The sequence below is a fragment of the Ruegeria faecimaris genome, assembly GCF_900182615.1.
Taxonomy (GTDB): Bacteria; Pseudomonadota; Alphaproteobacteria; order Rhodobacterales; family Rhodobacteraceae; genus Ruegeria; species Ruegeria faecimaris.
The window spans coordinates 63,147-79,971 of sequence record NZ_FXTE01000002.1; the positions used below are offsets into that span (position 1 = coordinate 63,147).

Here is a 16,825-nt window from a genome sequence, read left to right on the forward strand (position 1 = left end):
CGTCCCGCTTGCATTCGCGGGGCGGGGCCGATAGCAGGTTGGCGACCAAATTCAGAGGGCGTCATGGACGATCTTAAGGCAAAATATCTGGGGCAGATCGCCGAGGCGGGCGATGAGAACACGCTTGAGGCGATCCGCGTCGCCGCCGTGGGCAAAAAGGGCGAGGTCGCGCTGAAGATGCGCGAGCTGGGCAAGATGACCCCCGAGGAACGTCAGGTCGCAGGCCCCGCGCTGAACGCCCTGAAGGATGAGATCAACTCGGCCCTGGCCGCCAAGAAAGCCGGTCTTGCCGATGCCGCGCTGGACGAACGTCTGCGCACCGAATGGCTGGACGTTACCCTGCCGACGCGCGCGCGCCGCCAAGGCTCGATCCACCCGGTCAGCCAGGCGACCGAGGAGCTGACCGCGATCTTTGCCGAACTGGGTTTCTCGGTGGCCGAAGGGCCGCGGATTGAGACCGATTGGCACAATTTCGACGCGCTAAACATCCCCGGCCACCACCCCGCGCGGGCCGAGATGGACACGTTCTATATGCACCGTGCCGAGGGCGACGAGCGCCCGCCGCACGTGCTGCGCACCCATACTTCGCCGGTCCAGATCCGCTCAATGGAGCTGCAGGGTGCGCCGATCCGCATCATTTGTCCGGGCGGCGTTTATCGCGCTGATTATGATCAGACCCACACGCCGATGTTCCATCAGGTCGAAGGTCTTGCCATCGACAAGGACATCTCGATGGCGAACCTGAAATGGGTTCTGGAAGAGTTCGTGAAGGCGTTCTTCGAGGTCGACGATGTCGAACTGCGCTTCCGCGCCTCGCACTTCCCCTTCACTGAGCCCTCGGCCGAAGTCGATATCCGTTGTTCCTGGGATAACGGCCAGCTGAAGATCGGCGAGGGCGACGACTGGATGGAGATTCTGGGCTCGGGCATGGTCCACCCCAAGGTGATCGCCGCCGGTGGCATTGATCCCGAGGTCTATCAGGGCTTTGCCTTTGGTATCGGCATCGACCGTCTGGCGATGTTGAAATACGGCATTCCGGATCTGAGGGCGTTCTTTGACAGCGATCTGCGGTGGTTGCGGCACTACGGGTTTGCAGCGCTGGATATGCCGAACCTGCATGGTGGTTTGAGCCGGTAGTTGTATCCGCTGGGCGTATATCTGGCTCGGTACATCGATTGGTGGCACCGCCGCGTAGCCAAAGCTCCTTTGGTGTGGTTGGTTGGAATTACGGTCTCAGTAATTGTTTTTCAGATTGCAACGGTGCACATGTTTGAAAACGCTGTTCGCTGGATTTTACCCTTTGTTGGGATCGCTTTGCTTCCCGGTGCATGGGCGGCAATGACTGTTCATTCCAATCGAATGAACCAAAGGAAAGAAGCGACAGATCAGCAGGAAATCGCTAAGAAGTTCATTGATAAATATGCGAAAGAGAAGTCGAAGTAGCTTATTTTTAGGCACGAGAGATTATAGCCACGTATACTGAAGTGAGGCATCTTTATGCCGCGCTATCGCCAGACCGCCCGCACGGGCTGGCGATTTGTCTCCGTCAGTGCAGCGCTCGAACAGCGCACGGATTTGGCCAGCATAAACTGCCCTCCACAGCCCAAGGATCGCCACCCCACGGTCTGGCGATAGCGCGGCTTGTTTCAGCCTCCCACGGGGTTGTGACGTGACTTCGTGCGCGGGCGGGGTAGGCTCCGAGTTATGTTTCGGATTCTGACCTGCCTGTTTTTCCTTCTCCCGCTCCAAGCTGTAGCAAATGGCTGCCACGGCGACACAGCCTGCCCGCTGGGCGACCGTTCCTATCATGTGCTTGAACCCGACGGCTGGGATGGCGAAAGCCCTCTGCCGGTATTGCTGCATTTCCACGGCTGGGCGCGGCAGGGGGATGTGGTGGTCAACCACGAAAGGATCGCAGGGGCCACCAAACTGCGCGGCGTGCTGCTGGTGGCCCCGAACGGGCGCGGCAAAAGCTGGGATTTCTGGACGTCCGACACTGATGACGTCCCCTTTGCCGATCGGGTGCTAGAGGATGTGGCGACGCGCTATCCGATCGACCCGGATCGCATCTATGTCTCGGGCTATTCCTATGGCGGTGCGATGGCGTGGCGCTTTGTCTGTCAATCCGGCGATGATATTGCGGCCCTGCTGGCGGTGGCTGGTAGCATTCGCCAGACCGAGGATTGCTCGCAAGCCCCGCGCCAGGTGCGCCATGTGCATGGGTTGGACGACACGGTGATGGATTTTCCCTTGGGTCCGGGCGGGGACACGACCTATCCGGTGGCGTTGTGGAAGGCGAAGTTCGATTGCAACGGTGCAACCCCGCGTGGCGATTGGAGCGTGAAGCCTTTCCTGACCCTCAGCCGTCTGGAATGGACCGATTGCGCGCAGGGGCAGGTTACGTTGGACACGCATCCGGGCGGGCATTTCATCCCTCATGGCTGGATCGGCTGGCAGTTGGATGAGCTGGCCGGACGAGCGCCGGTCTATCCCTGACCCGTTTGACAGCCCCCTACATCCGGGGTCATCTGCGCAGGCCATCTGACCAAGGAGCCTTGCCCGATGAAACCCCTGCTGGTGACCGCCGCGATCCTGACCGCAACCTCTGCCCTGGCGCGTGATGCCTATCCGCCTGTTGATGTGTTGCTGCAAACGGACAAATCCGTGATCGGAGAGGCGCTGGAATACCCGGACGGCACGCCGCAGATCACCATGGCCATCATTACCATGCAGCCGGGTCAAGTGACCGGTAGTCACCGACATAATGCTCCGCTGGTGGCCTATGTGCTGGAAGGGGAAATCACTGTCGATTACGGCGCGGCGGGGACAAAGACCTACAAAGCCGGTGATGCCTTTGTCGAAGCGTTCCGATCCCCGCATGTGGGGGCGAATACTGGCGAAAGCATCGCGCGGATTTTGGCGGTGTTTGCCGGATCGGATAGCGTCGCCAACACAGTTGCCGAACAGTAGGTGATCATGTGGCACACGGCCTCTTTCCCCTTGTCTGAATATCCGTTACACGCGGGCTGACCCAAGATTATGCGGAATACGACCGATGAAATTCACCCTTTCCTGGCTCAAGGATCACCTGGACACTGACGCGTCGGTCGATGAGATCGCCGAAACGCTGACCGATCTGGGGCTCGAAGTCGAAGAGATCGTCAATCCGGCGGACCGATTGGCGGGCTTTACGCTGGGAAAAGTGACCCATGCCGAACAGCACCCTGATGCCGACAAGCTGCGGGTCTGTACGGTTGCGACGGATGAGGGTGATCTGCAGATCATCTGCGGCGCGCCCAATGCGCGCGAAGGTATCACTGTCGTGGTCTGCAAACCGGGCATGTATATTCCGGGCCTGGACATCACCATCAGCGTCGGCAAGATCCGCGGTGTCGAAAGCTTTGGCATGATGGCCTCGGAGCGCGAGCTGGAGCTGTCGGAAGAGCATGACGGCATCATCGAGCTGCCCTCGGGTGAGGTCGGCGATCAGTTCGTTGACTGGCTGGCCGAGAATGATCCCGCAAAGGTCGATCCGATGATCGAGATTGCGATCACCCCGAACCGCCCCGATGCGCTGGGCGTCGCCGGGATCGCGCGCGATCTGGCGGCACGCGGGGTCGGCACGCTGAAAGAGCGCGACTATGTGCCGGTGCCGGGCGATTTCGTCAGCCCGATCAAGGTGACGATTGATGATGACACGCTGGACGGAGCACCGCATTTCACCGGGCGTCTGATCAAGGGTGTCAAGAACGGCCCCAGCCCGCAGTGGCTGCAGGATCAGTTGAAGGCGATCGGCCTGCGTCCGATCTCGGCCTTGGTGGATATCACCAACTATATGACCTTCGACCAAAACCGTCCGCTGCATGTCTTTGATGCGGACAAGGTTCAGGGCAACCTGCGCGTACATAGGGCCAAAGGCGGCGAAAAGCTGGTGGCGCTGGACGAAAAGGAATACACGCTGCAACCGGGCATGATGGTGATTTCGGACGACAACGGCCCGGAATCCATTGCAGGGATCATGGGCGGCGAAGAAACCGGCTGTACCGAGGGTACCGTGAACGTCTTCCTCGAAAGCGCGTTTTGGGATCATGTGCAAATTGCACTGACAGGCCGGGCGTTGAAAATCAACTCGGATGCGCGCTACCGGTTCGAACGGGGTGTTGATCCGGAATATACGCTGGAAGGGCTGGAACAAGCGACGCAGATGATCCTGGATATCTGCGGTGGCGAGGTCTCTAAAGTGGTTGAGGCGGGCAAAGCGCCGAACCATGCGCGATCCTACAAGTTGGACTCGGCCCGGGTGCAATCGCTGGTCGGGATGGTCATTCCCGAAAGCGAGCAGCGCCAGACCCTGACCCGTCTGGGTTTCCGCCTTGAAGGCGAGATGGCCCATGTCCCCAGCTGGCGCCCCGATGTCATGGGCGAGGCTGATCTGGTGGAAGAGGTCGCACGAATTGCCTCCCTGACCAAGCTTCAGGGCAAGCCGCTGCCGAGGGTCACTGATGGCATTCCGAAACCGGTTATGACTCCCACTCAGCGCCGCCAGTCGATGGCGCGCCGCACCTGTGCCGCATTGGGTTATAACGAATGCGTCAGCTATACATTCATTGATCAGACTTCCGCGGCGCTGTTTGGCGGTGGCGGTGAAGCGACGCAACTGGAAAACCCGATTTCGTCCGAGATGAGCCATATGCGCCCCGATCTGCTGCCGGGGCTGTTGCAAGCGGCGGCCCGCAATCAGGCGCGCGGCTATGCGGATGTGGCGCTGTTTGAAGTTGGCCCAGTTTTTCACGACGGCGAGCCAGGCGATCAGAAAATCCAGATTACCGGCCTGCTAGTCGGTCGCGACGGCCCCAAGGATGTGCATAGCGCCACACGCCCGGCGGATGTGTTCGACGCCAAGGCAGATGCCGAGGCCGTTTTGGCCGCCATCGGCGCACCCGCCAAGGTTCAGATCCTACGCGAGGGCGATGCCTGGTGGCATCCGGGCCGGCACGGCAAAATTTGTCTGGGTCCGAAAAAGGTACTGGGCGTTTTCGGCGAGTTGCATCCGCGTGTGTTGCAGGCGATGGACATCAAGGGCCCGGCGGTGGCTTTCACTATCTGGCCGGATGAGGTGCCTCTTCCGCGTAAATCCGGGGCGACCCGCGCGGCGCTGGAGCTGCGCGATCTGCAGGCGGTCGAGCGTGACTTTGCTTTTGTCGTCGATGAAGGCGTCGAGGCACTGACGCTGGTGAATGCCGCTGCCGGGGCCGACAAGGCGCTGATCGAGGATGTGCGCGTCTTTGATGAATTCATTGGCGGCAGCCTGGGTGAGGGCAAGAAATCTCTGGCCATCACTGTTCGGCTGCAGCCAACAGATGTGACCCTGAAGGAAAAAGATATCGAAGCGGTGGCTGAAAAGATCATCGCCAAGGTGTCCAAGGCAACAGGCGGCGTTCTGCGCGGCTAACGCCATCGTAATCCAAATGCAAAGCGCGCCAACCGGTGCGCTTTTCTCGTTTCTAGGATGTCGGTGTTGCGGTGCTGCAACGCCTGGGCGCCCTGGAAATCCAGGGGTTGAGTGGAATCAGCCTCTGGTCGTAAGTCCAGCCCCCTGATGCAACCACAATTCGGAGTCTGCCAGATGCCAGATCCCAGCCTCGCAAAAGCAATGCCCAAACCCTGATTGCCCGCCAACTGACCGGCGGGCCTGTTTCCCGTTGGAGAGTTGTCATGAAACGCCAAGACATCTCGATGATCCGGCAGATTCTGCCGGAAGAGATGCCATTCTACTATTATACCGACCGGCAAAGCCCCTGGTTGCTGTGCCAGTCGATGGAGGCCGAAATGTCGGTTTCGGATCTAAAGCAATCGGGGCTGTCCCGTTTGCTGGCGCGTCCTTTGCTGAAACCCATGATCGCGCGGTGCGGCGGGGTTTTGCGGCGGCACGATGTGCTGGCCGTGGCCCATGCGGATCGCGCCGTGCGTCTGGAGGGGCTAAGCCCTGCGGCGTTCCATGGTTTAGAAGCGGTCTATCAGTCCGAATGGCTGGATTTCTGCCTGAGCTTTGAGCGCTGGTCGGGTGAACAAACCACGCGCAAGGCGCATAACCTTGTGGTGCAGTTGGGCTTCCCGACCGAGCATGCCGAGCTGTTGTGGAAATTCGAACAGCGCGCGGCGGTGGGTGCTTTCCAAAGCTGTTGGCACCCGGTACGCACGCATGGCCGTCCGACTCTGGCCTGGTGCCGCTTGGATATAGATTTAACAAGTGGCTATTGTCTGATTGAAGAAATTCAGTCCGACTGGTTGCGCTTTGTCGGCCATGCCCGGCGTCGACTGCAATGCCGGGCACCCCGTTCGCGTGAGTTGCGTTTGACGCGTGAATACGAGCAGGCGATGCAGCAGAAATACGCGAAAATATGGGCCGAGGTCATGATGTTGGCAGTGTTGGTGCTGCTGCGCGACGAATTCGCCATTCGCGAAGTATGGATGCACCAGCCAGAACCGGGCGCGCAGCTGAAAGGGATCACCTGGGGGCGGTTGCCGCCTCGGTCGATCTATACCCGTTTGCCCCGCAGTTTCGGGTTCGAGCCAACATCCGAGATGCCGGGGTTTCTGGGAAGCAAGCAGCGCAGCGCGGCCCGTAGGGCAGTTCCCAACGGGCAGCCGGTGTTTTGGAGGCTAGCTTTCTGAGCCCCCCTTGGGTCAGGTCCATTTTGTCTTTAGGGTCGCCAATAAAATCAAAGGAGAAATCAATGGGCCTGAACGTCTACCTGTCCGGAGAGATACACACCGACTGGCGCGAGCAGATCATTGACGGGGCGAAAGGGTTGGACATTTCGTTCAACAGCCCTGTCACGATTCACGAAGCCAGCGACGATTGCGGCGTTGCAATTTTGGGGTCCGAGCCAAACAAGTATTGGCATGACCACAAGGGTGCGATGGTCAATGCGATCCGAACCCGCAAGGGCATTTCAGACGCGGATGTCGTGGTCGTCCGCTTTGGCGATCAATACAAGCAATGGAACGCAGCCTTTGACGCGGGATATGCGGCGGCTTTGGGCAAGTCGATCATCGTAGTGCACGGGCCAGATCATCAGCACGCGTTGAAAGAGGTTGATGCAGCCGCCCTGGCTGTTGCTGAACATCCCTCGCAGGTGGTGGATGTGCTGCGGTATGTTCTGACGGGTAAGCTTCCAAGTTAAATGGATGGGGTGAGGTATTACCTCACGCCACACGTGTTAACCTGGGGAAGGAATCTGCAGCCCGCGCTGAACGGCGGGACGCGCAAGAAACCGATCAAGATAAGGTTGGAGATTTGCGTACTCATCCCAGCCAACAATGTCTCGGGCACCATAAAAATCCAACCCGCGCAGCCAGGGGACGATTGCAATGTCGGCGATCGAGTAATCCCCGGCGATCCATTCCTGGCCATCAAGTTGATTGTTCACGACATTTAACAGCCGCTTTGCCTCGTTGAGATAACGCTCACGTGGGCGCGGATCTTCGATCTCTTTCCCGGCGAATTTGTGGAAAAAGCCAAGTTGCCCAAGCATGGGACCAATTCCACCCATCTGGAACATGAGCCATTGGGTAATGCGATGTCTGTCGCTTTGTGTCTGGCCCATGAATTTCCCTGACTTCTCGGCCAGATACAACAGGATCGCACCGCTTTCGAACAGGCCCAGGGGATGTCCATCAGGACCGTTCGGGTCAATGATTGCAGGGATTTTGTTGTTGGGGTTCAGCGACAGGAACTCGGAGCTTTTGACATCCGCATCCGCAAGCGTGACCAGATGCGCCTCGTAGGGCAGGCCGGTTTCCTCAAGCATGATCGAGGCTTTGACGCCATTAGGCGTCGGATAAGAATAGAGCTGAATGACCGAAGGGTCTTTGGCAGGCCATTTGTCTGTAATGGAATAAGACGCAAAATGTGTCATGGGGTCTCCTGAATAAGCCGATTGGGGAAAAATAGTCACGATTTCCCATAAAAACATACATTTTATAGTGCAATTAGCGCACAGTTGCCGTGCGTTTAGGCGCATAAAAATGACAACAGGGAAAGAGGGAAGTTATGTTCCAGGAGTTCAAGACATTCATTGCCAAAGGCAATGTCATGGATATGGCGGTGGGTATCATCATTGGAGCCGCATTTACCGCAATTGTTACGTCGCTTGTTGGCGATCTGATCAATCCATTGATTGGCCTGTTTACGGGTGGGGTTGATTTCACCAACAACTACTCCGTTCTGGCCGGTGATGTCGCCGAAGGGGCGAGCCTGGAAGCGGCGCGGGAAACCGGTGCTTCTGTTTTTGCATATGGTGCGTTCATCATGGCGATCATCAACTTTCTGATCATCGCCTGGGTGGTTTTCATGCTGGTCAAAATGGTGAACCGGGTCAAAGAGGCGGCAGAAGAGGAAGCACCGGCGGAAGAAGAAGCGCCAGCCGGGCCAAGCGAGCTGGACATCCTGATGGAAATCCGCGACGCACTGAAAAAGTGACTCCTGCAGTTACGGCAGAAGAGGAGCCCACCAGATAGGTGGGAGTCAATTAACGATCTGAAAGCAGAAGGAAACCCGAATTGGAGCAGACGATGGAAATGGCAAATCAAGCCATGGATATGGCAAACGGCTATGTGCCAATCTTGATGAGTGCGGGCAAGGCTCTGATTGTTCTGATATTGGGCTGGATTGCGGCAGGAATGATCGCTGGGGTTGTTCGCCGCCGTATCAACAAAACGCCCCATATTGATCCGACGCTGGGCAATTTTGCCGCCAGCATGATCAAATGGGCCATTCTGGCCATGGTAATTGTGGCTGTTCTGGGCATCTTCGGGATCGAAGCAACCAGTATCGTTGCCATTTTGGGCGCTGCTTCGCTGGCCATTGGCCTGGCGCTGCAGGGTACACTTAGTGATCTGGCAGCAGGCGTGATGTTGGTTGTCTTCCGGCCGTATAAGCTTGGCCAATATGTCGACATCGGCGGAACAGCCGGAACTGTCAAAGATCTGAATCTGTTCACGACCGAACTCGTGACCCCCGACAATGTGCAGATCATTGTACCCAATGGCCAGGCTTGGGGGTCAGTTATCACCAACTACTCGGCACACGAGACGCGTCGTGTAGATTTGGTGTTTGGTATCGACTATGGCGATAGCGCGGATGAGGCGATGAAAATCATTCTGGACCTCGCAATGGCTGACGGGCGCATCCACGGCGATCCCGAGCCCTGGGTGCGGGTCACAAATCTGGGGGACAGCTCGGTCGATCTGACGGTGCGCTTGTGGTGTGCCGCTGTCGATTATTGGGATGTCAAATTTGAAATGACCAAAGCAGTCAAAGAAGCGTTTGATGCAAAAGGCGTTTCGATACCATACCCGCATTCGGTCGAGATCCAGAAACAGGGATGATGCTCCCGCCCGTCGCTCGGGCATTGAAATACCCTCCTCCGGTTGGGCCCGGCGCCGCGCTAATCGCGCGGCGTCGTTGTTTTTGGTGCCCCGTTCAACGCTGTGAACAGGTCACGCCGCTTCGAAGAGGCGGCGCTATGCCCAACGCTTCAGGGGTTGGAGGCTTCCGTCAGGATTTGACGACGACGTTGGGGGATACCACGTCAATCCCAAGCGCTTTGCCAACCGCATAATAGGTGAGTTGGCCGGCGTGAACGTTCAAGCCAGCCAGCAGGTGCGGATCATCCTGACAGGCCTGTTTCCATCCTTTATCCGCCAGTGCTAGCATGAACGGCATTGTGGCGTTGCCCAGTGCTATTGTTGACGTTCTTGCAACCGCGCCGGGCATGTTGGCCACGCAGTAATGCATGACGCCGTCAACTTCATAGATCGGGTCCGCATGGGTTGTGGCCTTTGAGGTTTCAAAACAGCCGCCCTGGTCGATGGCAACATCCACCAGAACCGCGCCGGGTTTCATGGTGGACAGCTGCGCGCGTGTCACCAGTTTCGGCGCTGCAGCACCCGGAATCAGCACAGCGCCAATCACCATGTCGGCTGTCTGGATCAGCTCCGCGGTCGCACCTGCAGTTGAATACTGGTTCTTGAACTGACCGCCGAACACGTCGTCCAGATAACGCAGCCGGGGCAGAGACCGGTCCAGTACCGTCACATCCGCGCCCATACCTGCAGCGATCTTGGCGGCATGGGTACCGACGACGCCCCCACCGATAACCACAACTTTTGCTGGACCAACGCCGGGGACGCCACCCATCAGCACTCCGCGGCCGCCATTCGCCTTTTGCAGCGTCCAGGATCCGACCTGTGGTGCCAGACGGCCCGCAACCTCGGACATGGGTGCAAGCAGGGGCAGACCTCCATTTGCATCGGTCACTGTCTCATAGGCGATAGCCGTACAGCCCGATTCCAGCAGGTCATGGGTCTGATCCGGATCCGGGGCCAGATGCAGGTAGGTGAACAAAAGCTGCCCTTCACGCAGCATCTTGCGTTCGCCCGCCTGGGGTTCTTTGACTTTGACAATCATCTCTGCGGTGGCAAAAACTTCTTCTGCACTGTCCACGATGCGGGCACCTGCGGCGACGTAATCATCGTTGTCAAACCCGGCGCCAATGCCAGCTCCGTTTTCGATTATCACGTCATGGCCACGAGACACCGCCTCTTGTGCGGCGTTGGGCGTCATGCCGACACGGAATTCCTGCGGCTTGATTTCTTTGGGGCAACCGATTTTCATTAGGTCTCTCCGTTCCTAAACTGCCTAAATAATGGGCGGTTTCGGGTGCAATTTCTGTGAAACTCTGCCCGCATTCCGGCTTTTCTTCGGGAAAATCTTCGCTACAATGGGTAAAACCCGCAAAGGAATTGCGTGGATGAGCCTTGATACGACAGATAGAAAGATTTTGGCTGCCTTGCAGCGGAATGGTCGTATGTCGAATGCTGAATTGTCCGAGCAGGTGAATTTGTCGCCTTCGGCCTGCCATAGGCGGGTACAGAGGCTTGAGGCCGATGGCTATATCCGCAACTACGTTGCCTTGTTGGACGCGCGCAAGATGAATGTGCCAACAACGGTGTTTGTCGAGATCACCTTGCAGGGCCAGGCCGAGGAAGTACTGGAGGCCTTCGAAAAAGCTGTTGCGCGGATCCCGGATGTTTTGGAATGCCACCTGATGGCAGGAACTGCGGATTACATCCTGAAGGTCGTTGCCGAAAACACCGAGGATTTCGCCCGCATCCATCGCCAATATCTGTCTCGACTTCCAGGCGTGGCGCAGATGCAAAGTTCATTCGCGCTTCGGACTGTGTTCAAGACGACGGCGTTGCCGGTTTAACCTAGGCTGGGCCGGGATAGGTGAAAATCACCAGATGCGCCGCGTTAAAGGCGAAATGCATCAGAACCGGAACCCAAAGACGTCCTGTCGCGTAATATCCCAGGCCACATGCCGCGCCAAGAAGGGCTGCAAAGAAAACCAATGCAGGTCCACCTGCAAAATGTGCAAGCCCGAAAAGCAGGCTGGCCGCAGCAATCCCCGCAGCAGCCCCCAGGCGTTTGGAAAGTGCTGATTGCAGATAGCCACGGAAAAAGGCCTCTTCCGTGAGGCAGGTCAGAAACAGGTTGGAAAGTGCAAAGATCATCCACCAATGGGGAAGGGTGAACTCTGGCCGGATGGCACCAACTGAGAGGCCAAGTAGAAACAGGGCCGGCAATGCGACCAGCCCGACCGCCAGCGGCGATTTGCGTATATACGCTACCCCATCATTCATGCGTGGCCAGGCCAGAAGGACGGCGAACAGGATCAGAGGCTTGTCCAGGTTCAGGTACATCGTGAAATCGGTGCTGCCCGGACCGGAATGAGCCTGGTCCAGTACCAGAAGGTTATGAAAGCCCGGAACCAGATGTGCGCCCATGGCCAGGCACCACAGGATCAAGGCGATATGTCCAACAAAGGAAAACGCACCGTTCAAACCGCGTAGCATCAACGCTCCGGCAAGACCAGCTGACGCAATAGCTGCGGCAAAGGGCGTGACCAGACCCAAGGTCAGAGCAATCAGGCCAAAACAGGTCAGCAGAACGAACCCCAAAGACCATTTCCCTGAAACAGCGCATATCTGCGCGGCGATCAGGATAAACCAGGGCCAAACAACCGGCAGAACAGATATGAAATGCGCCACGGCCCCTCTCTGAAATGACCTGTGCTTTGATGCCCTCAGAACACTCGGGCTGGCAAGTCATGTTAACAGGCTTCATACAAGCTGAAGTAGGGGTGGCTCTGGCGATTGAATGATCCAGCCGAGCGGAAATGCCAAGTTTCCGAATTCCTGGGGCAGTGATCTTGCTGACCCCGGCAGATAAGCTTAGAAAAAGGCTTTCATCTACCTCTGTGATGACATCAGGCGGTTACACGCGCCTGATAGGGTCCTGACCCGTTAATTGATAAGGAGCAGACCTTGACCGACGAATTTAACCATGCACCAAAAGACTGGCTCGAAGCCGAGTTGGAAGACGCGCTGGACGAAGATTTTGAGATCGAATTCAGCGAGCCCATGCTGTCGGTGGAAGTGCGGAAGATCTACAAGGATCAGCATCCCGACATGCTGGATCGCAAAGTCTATTTCCGTAACTTGCTGCGACTTCAGGCTGAACTGATCAAGGTGCAGGACTGGGTGCAACATACCGGTGCCAAGGTCTGTATCCTGTTTGAAGGCCGGGACAGTGCTGGCAAGGGTGGGGTGATTAAGCGGATTACGCAGCGCCTGAATCCGCGTGTTGCCCGGGTGGTTGCTCTGCCGGCGCCCAGTCGTCGTGAGCAGAGCCAGTGGTATTTCCAGCGTTACGTCCCGCATCTGCCCGCCGCCGGTGAGATCGTTCTGTTCGATCGGTCCTGGTATAACCGTGCCGGGGTCGAAAGGGTGATGGGGTTTGCCAGCAATGATCAGGTTGATCAGTTCTTTCAGGACGTTCCCGAATTCGAACGGATGTTGGTTCGATCCGGGATCATCTTGCTGAAATACTGGTTCTCGATCACGGATGAGGAACAGCAGCTGCGATTCCTTATGCGGATTCACGATCCTATGAAACAGTGGAAACTGTCCCCCATGGATCTGGAATCCCGTATCCGCTGGGAGGCCTATACCAAAGCCAAAGAGGACATGCTGTTCCGTACCAACATCCGAGAGGCGCCCTGGTACATCGTCGAAGGCAACGACAAAAAGCGTGAGCGCCTGAACTGTATTGAGCACCTTCTGACCAAGATCCCCTATACGGATGTACCGCAGGAAAAAGTTGATCTCCCGGATCGCAAATATAATCCGGAATACGAACGGCGTGTTTTGCCGGACGAGCTGTACGTGCCCAAGATTTACTGATCACGAAAAACGCCCCCGGATTCCGGGGGCGTGGCTTTAGTTTTCGCTTGTCCGGCCTTCAGAACACAAAGTCGTCTCTGGCCAGGTCCGATAACAAGGTATCTTCTAGTGTCAGGGTGTGGCCGTTACCGGCATCGATGATGACGTCATTTCCGGATTGCGAAATGTGGTTCTTCATCAGATCGTTATACCCAACGATAGACTTGGCCTGCCGGAGGTTGACGATATCCTCGTCGGTGAAATCCGTCACAGTATCCGCGCCCTTGGTGAAGTAGAATTGATCCACTCCGGTGCCACCGGTCATGACATCTGCTCCATTGCCACCAAGCAACTTATCGTTGCCAGCGCCACCGATAAGAATGTCGTTGTCCTGCCCGCCTTTAAGCACATCGTTTCCGGCGCCGCCGTCCAGCTGGTCAATGCCATAGCCGCCTTTCAGAAGGTCTTTGCCATCACCCCCATTCAGGTCGTCATTATCAGCACCGCCAACCAGAGTGTCATTTCCGCCTTCGCCGTTCAGGGTGTCGTCGCCGGAGCGGCCAAGCAGCTTATCTCGGCCGCCGCCGCCAACCAGGATATCATCACCGCCGCGCCCATCCAAAAGGCCAGCCTGTCCGGATTTCAAAACGAACCAGTCATCCGCAGCAGTGCCGATCTTGCCAGCCCTGACGTCCAACTGCCCCGAGGGCGGTGGAGGTGTGGAACCACCGGAACCACCCGAACTGCTGGTATCAAGCTGCAAAGGCGCAGAGGTCCGTGCAAAGTTCTGGGTCACCATGATGGCGTTCCAGCCGTCATAGTTTCCGACCTCAATCCCAATTCCGATAACGGTCACGTTGGCGTCCAGAATATTCGCGCGATGGCCGGAACTGTTCATCAGGCTGTTGTGCAGATCCTGAACATCATCCGACAGCCCCGGCGCTCCGCGGACACTCTGCCATGCGATGTTTTCAGTCGCACGCCAGCTTCCGGAGAATTCGAAGCCCGCATCTTCCATTCTGTCCGATGGTCGCGAACCCCCGGCGCCGGTATGGCTGAACTTATCGACGTTCAGCATCCACTCGCTGTGATCTTCCGCCGCTGCGTTCAGCCGAAGCTCAAGCTTGACCGGTTGTAAGCCCGCCTTTGCCCGCTCTGCATTGATCAATGCGAGCATCTGCCGCTCTAGATCGCTGGCCGTTGACATGATTCTGCCTCCAATAGATTGCGTTATTTTGGCGGGACATTAGTGGCGAGAACTTGGCGACGAGAAGACACAATCGTGCCGCTCGCGGTTGGTGGGCAGATCGCCACCGGAAGTTGAATCTGAGTTCGCGATTTATCGCGCATTGACGCTGGGTTGCGTCAGCCAGTCGCGAAAAAGCGCGCAACGTCACCCTGAAAACGACAAACCCCCGGGCGATGCCTCGGGGGTCGTCAAATAGTGTCATCCAAAACTGGACGAGGAAGGTGCTTAGAGCAAACCTTCGCGCTGTGCTTTCTTACGTGCCAGTTTACGGGCACGGCGGATCGCTTCAGCTTTCTCGCGCGCTTTTTTCTCGGACGGTTTCTCGAAATGTTGCTTAAGCTTCATCTCGCGGAACACGCCTTCGCGCTGCAGCTTTTTCTTCAGGGCACGAAGCGCCTGATCGACGTTATTGTCGCGAACACTAACCTGCATGTGGTTGTCACCACCTTTCTAGATAGAGTTGCAAGGAAATTGCAGGAATTGGCCGTATAGCAAAGCACCTCTATCTTGTCTAGTACTGGTCCTGATAACCGGAGAACCGCCATGACCACCACCTATGAAGACGCCAAGCAGCAGCTTTTGGATGCGATGCTGACACATGTTCCTTTCGATGGCTGGTCGGAAACCAGCTTTCGCGCGGCGATTGAAGAATGTGGAATGGATGACGTTCTGGTGCGTGCGATTTGTCCGCGTGGTGCCGTTGACCTGGCGTTGACATTTCATGCGCGCGGGGACGCAGTGATGGCAGATCGCCTTAAAACTGAGGATTTGGGCGATATCAAATTCCGTGACCGGATCGCTGCTGCCGTCCGCTTCCGGCTGCAGGCCGTGCCGGATAAGGAACTCGTGCGCCGGGGTATGACCATGTTTTCGCTGCCAAGCCACGCGGCTGATGGCGCAAGGGCAGTATGGCAAACCTGTGATCTGATCTGGGACACGTTGGGAGACACGTCGGACGACGTGAACTGGTACACCAAGCGGGCGACATTGTCGGGGGTCTATTCCTCGACCCTGTTGTTCTGGTTGGGGGACGATTCGCCCGGGAATCAGAAAACGTGGGAGTTTCTGGACCGTCGTATCGACAATGTCATGCAGTTCGAAAAGCTTAAGAGGCAGGTGAGGGACAATCCTCTGTTCAGACCGTTTCTTGCTGTTCCGAATTGGTTGGCCGGGCAGGTTAAAGCTCCGGCTAAAACCCACGGCACGCTTCCCGGATTCCTGACACCGCGCAAGTAGTCCTCTTGCTACTGGGCCTTGACGTTTCAGCCTGCTAGGCATTGGCCAAAGGAGATCTACCCATGACTCAGATGATGCGCGCCGTTGAAATCACCGAACCCGGCGGTCCGGATGTTCTGCAACTGACAGAACGCCCGATGCCCCAAGCTTTGGCCGGTCAAGTGATCCTCAAAGTCGCCTATGCGGGGGTGAACCGCCCGGACGCTCTGCAGCGCGCCGGTGCCTATAATCCACCTCCGGGTGCCAGTGATCTGCCGGGTCTTGAGGCCGCGGGTGAGGTCGTGGCCGTCGGGGCGGGGGCGGAAGACCTATCCGTTGGCGATCAGGTCTGTGCTTTGCTGCCGGGCGGCGGCTATGCCGAATATGTGGCCACACCTGCGGCGCATTGTTTGCCGGTGCCTGCGGGGATGGGCCTGAAAGAGGCCGCCTGCCTGCCCGAGACCTTTTTCACGGTCTGGTCCAATGTCTTTATGCGCGGCTGCCTGAAGGCTGGTGAGCGGTTTCTGGTTCATGGCGGTTCCAGCGGTATTGGCACCACGGCGATTCAGCTGGCGAATGCCTTTGGCGCTCGGGTCTTTGCCACTGCAGGCTCGGCTGAAAAATGTGAGGCCTGTGAAAAGCTGGGTGCCGAACAGGCGATCAACTACCGTGACGCGGATTTCGTAGCCGCGATGCGGGCCGAGGGCGGGGCGAACCTGATACTGGACATGGTGGGCGGCGACTATATCCCACGCAACGTCAAGGCGCTGGCCGAGGATGGACGGCTGGTGCAGATAGCCTTCCTTCAGGGGCCCGTGGTCGAACTGAATTTTGCGCTTATGATGGTCAAACGCCTGACCTTGACTGGCAGTACTCTGCGCCCGCAAAGCGATCTGGCCAAGGCAAAAATCGCTTCGGATCTGCACGAAGCGGTCTGGCCTTTGCTCGAGGCGGGAAAAGTTGCCCCTGTCATGGATAGTGAGTTTGATCTGGCTGATGCGGCGGCGGCCCATGCCCGGATGGAAAGCTCTGGCCATATTGGCAAGATTGTTCTGAAAGTTGCGGGATAAA

The 16,825-nt window shown here is 57.5% G+C and carries 18 protein-coding genes; 13 read left to right on the forward strand and 5 right to left on the reverse strand.

Going from position 1 to position 16,825, the window contains the following annotated elements; translation table 11 throughout:
- Positions 1-63: 63 nt before the first annotated feature.
- The 7 genes from pheS to FN806_RS06555 all read left to right on the forward strand — a co-directional run bounded on the left by pheS (position 64) and on the right by FN806_RS06555 (position 7,187).
- A complete protein-coding gene (gene pheS / locus FN806_RS06525) occupies positions 64-1,137 on the forward strand; it encodes a phenylalanine--tRNA ligase subunit alpha (RefSeq protein ID WP_142635302.1) in 1,074 nt (357 codons plus the stop codon).
- The gene (locus FN806_RS06530; protein ID WP_142635304.1) at positions 1,138-1,443 is read left to right on the forward strand and encodes a hypothetical protein; all 306 of its coding nucleotides are present in this window, start codon (positions 1,138-1,140) and stop codon (positions 1,441-1,443) included.
- 261 nt (positions 1,444-1,704) lie between these two features.
- Positions 1,705-2,496, forward strand: coding sequence for a CE1 family esterase (locus FN806_RS06535; RefSeq protein WP_142635306.1), 792 nt, complete (start codon positions 1,705-1,707; stop codon positions 2,494-2,496).
- A gap of 66 nt (positions 2,497-2,562) precedes the next feature.
- The gene (locus FN806_RS06540; RefSeq protein WP_142635308.1) at positions 2,563-2,970 is read left to right on the forward strand and encodes a cupin domain-containing protein; all 408 of its coding nucleotides are present in this window, start codon (positions 2,563-2,565) and stop codon (positions 2,968-2,970) included.
- An 85-nt stretch (positions 2,971-3,055) separates the two neighbouring features.
- Positions 3,056-5,452: a phenylalanine--tRNA ligase subunit beta gene (pheT, locus tag FN806_RS06545; protein ID WP_142635310.1), complete on the forward strand. Its 2,397-nt coding sequence runs from the start codon at positions 3,056-3,058 to the stop codon at positions 5,450-5,452.
- A gap of 263 nt (positions 5,453-5,715) precedes the next feature.
- Complete coding sequence (locus FN806_RS06550) at positions 5,716-6,675, forward strand: hypothetical protein (protein WP_142635312.1); 960 nt, start codon at positions 5,716-5,718, stop codon at positions 6,673-6,675.
- A 62-nt stretch (positions 6,676-6,737) separates the two neighbouring features.
- Positions 6,738-7,187 carry a YtoQ family protein gene (locus tag FN806_RS06555; RefSeq protein ID WP_142635314.1) on the forward strand — a complete coding sequence of 150 codons (450 nt, stop codon included), beginning with the start codon at positions 6,738-6,740 and terminating at the stop codon, positions 7,185-7,187.
- Between the two features lie 36 nt (positions 7,188-7,223).
- Here FN806_RS06555 and FN806_RS06560 read toward each other — a convergent pair whose 3' ends face one another.
- Positions 7,224-7,922 carry a glutathione S-transferase family protein gene (locus tag FN806_RS06560; protein ID WP_142635316.1) on the reverse strand — a complete coding sequence of 233 codons (699 nt, stop codon included), beginning with the start codon at positions 7,920-7,922 and terminating at the stop codon, positions 7,224-7,226.
- 134 nt (positions 7,923-8,056) lie between these two features.
- Here FN806_RS06560 and mscL point away from each other — a divergent pair, with 134 nt between their 5' ends.
- Both mscL and FN806_RS06570 read left to right on the forward strand, forming a co-directional pair.
- Positions 8,057-8,485 carry a large conductance mechanosensitive channel protein MscL gene (gene mscL, locus FN806_RS06565; protein ID WP_142635318.1) on the forward strand — a complete coding sequence of 143 codons (429 nt, stop codon included), beginning with the start codon at positions 8,057-8,059 and terminating at the stop codon, positions 8,483-8,485.
- A gap of 98 nt (positions 8,486-8,583) precedes the next feature.
- The gene (locus FN806_RS06570) at positions 8,584-9,393 is read left to right on the forward strand and encodes a mechanosensitive ion channel family protein (RefSeq protein ID WP_246097177.1); all 810 of its coding nucleotides are present in this window, start codon (positions 8,584-8,586) and stop codon (positions 9,391-9,393) included.
- A 169-nt stretch (positions 9,394-9,562) separates the two neighbouring features.
- On the opposite strand, the gene ald is transcribed toward FN806_RS06570, so the two are convergent.
- Entirely contained in the window at positions 9,563-10,681 is a 1,119-nt protein-coding gene (ald, locus tag FN806_RS06575; RefSeq protein WP_142635320.1) for an alanine dehydrogenase, read from the reverse strand.
- Between the two features lie 136 nt (positions 10,682-10,817).
- On the opposite strand from ald, the gene FN806_RS06580 reads away from it, so the two are divergent.
- A complete protein-coding gene (locus FN806_RS06580; protein ID WP_142635322.1) occupies positions 10,818-11,276 on the forward strand; it encodes an Lrp/AsnC family transcriptional regulator in 459 nt (152 codons plus the stop codon).
- Position 11,277: 1 nt separating this feature from the next.
- Here FN806_RS06580 and FN806_RS06585 read toward each other — a convergent pair whose 3' ends face one another.
- Positions 11,278-12,117, reverse strand: coding sequence for a CPBP family intramembrane glutamic endopeptidase (locus FN806_RS06585; protein ID WP_142635324.1), 840 nt, complete (start codon positions 12,115-12,117; stop codon positions 11,278-11,280).
- A 276-nt stretch (positions 12,118-12,393) separates the two neighbouring features.
- Here FN806_RS06585 and ppk2 point away from each other — a divergent pair, with 276 nt between their 5' ends.
- The gene (ppk2, locus tag FN806_RS06590) at positions 12,394-13,311 is read left to right on the forward strand and encodes a polyphosphate kinase 2 (protein WP_142635326.1); all 918 of its coding nucleotides are present in this window, start codon (positions 12,394-12,396) and stop codon (positions 13,309-13,311) included.
- Positions 13,312-13,369: 58 nt separating this feature from the next.
- Here ppk2 and FN806_RS06595 read toward each other — a convergent pair whose 3' ends face one another.
- Entirely contained in the window at positions 13,370-14,497 is a 1,128-nt protein-coding gene (locus FN806_RS06595) for a CAP domain-containing protein (protein WP_142635328.1), read from the reverse strand.
- A 267-nt stretch (positions 14,498-14,764) separates the two neighbouring features.
- Positions 14,765-14,971, reverse strand: coding sequence for a 30S ribosomal protein S21 (gene rpsU / locus FN806_RS06600; RefSeq protein ID WP_005614280.1), 207 nt, complete (start codon positions 14,969-14,971; stop codon positions 14,765-14,767).
- Between the two features lie 111 nt (positions 14,972-15,082).
- Between rpsU and FN806_RS06605 the strand changes: the two genes are divergently transcribed.
- A complete protein-coding gene (locus FN806_RS06605) occupies positions 15,083-15,775 on the forward strand; it encodes a COQ9 family protein (protein ID WP_142635330.1) in 693 nt (230 codons plus the stop codon).
- 62 nt (positions 15,776-15,837) lie between these two features.
- Positions 15,838-16,824: an NAD(P)H-quinone oxidoreductase gene (locus FN806_RS06610; protein ID WP_142635332.1), complete on the forward strand. Its 987-nt coding sequence runs from the start codon at positions 15,838-15,840 to the stop codon at positions 16,822-16,824.
- Position 16,825 lies beyond the last annotated feature (1 nt).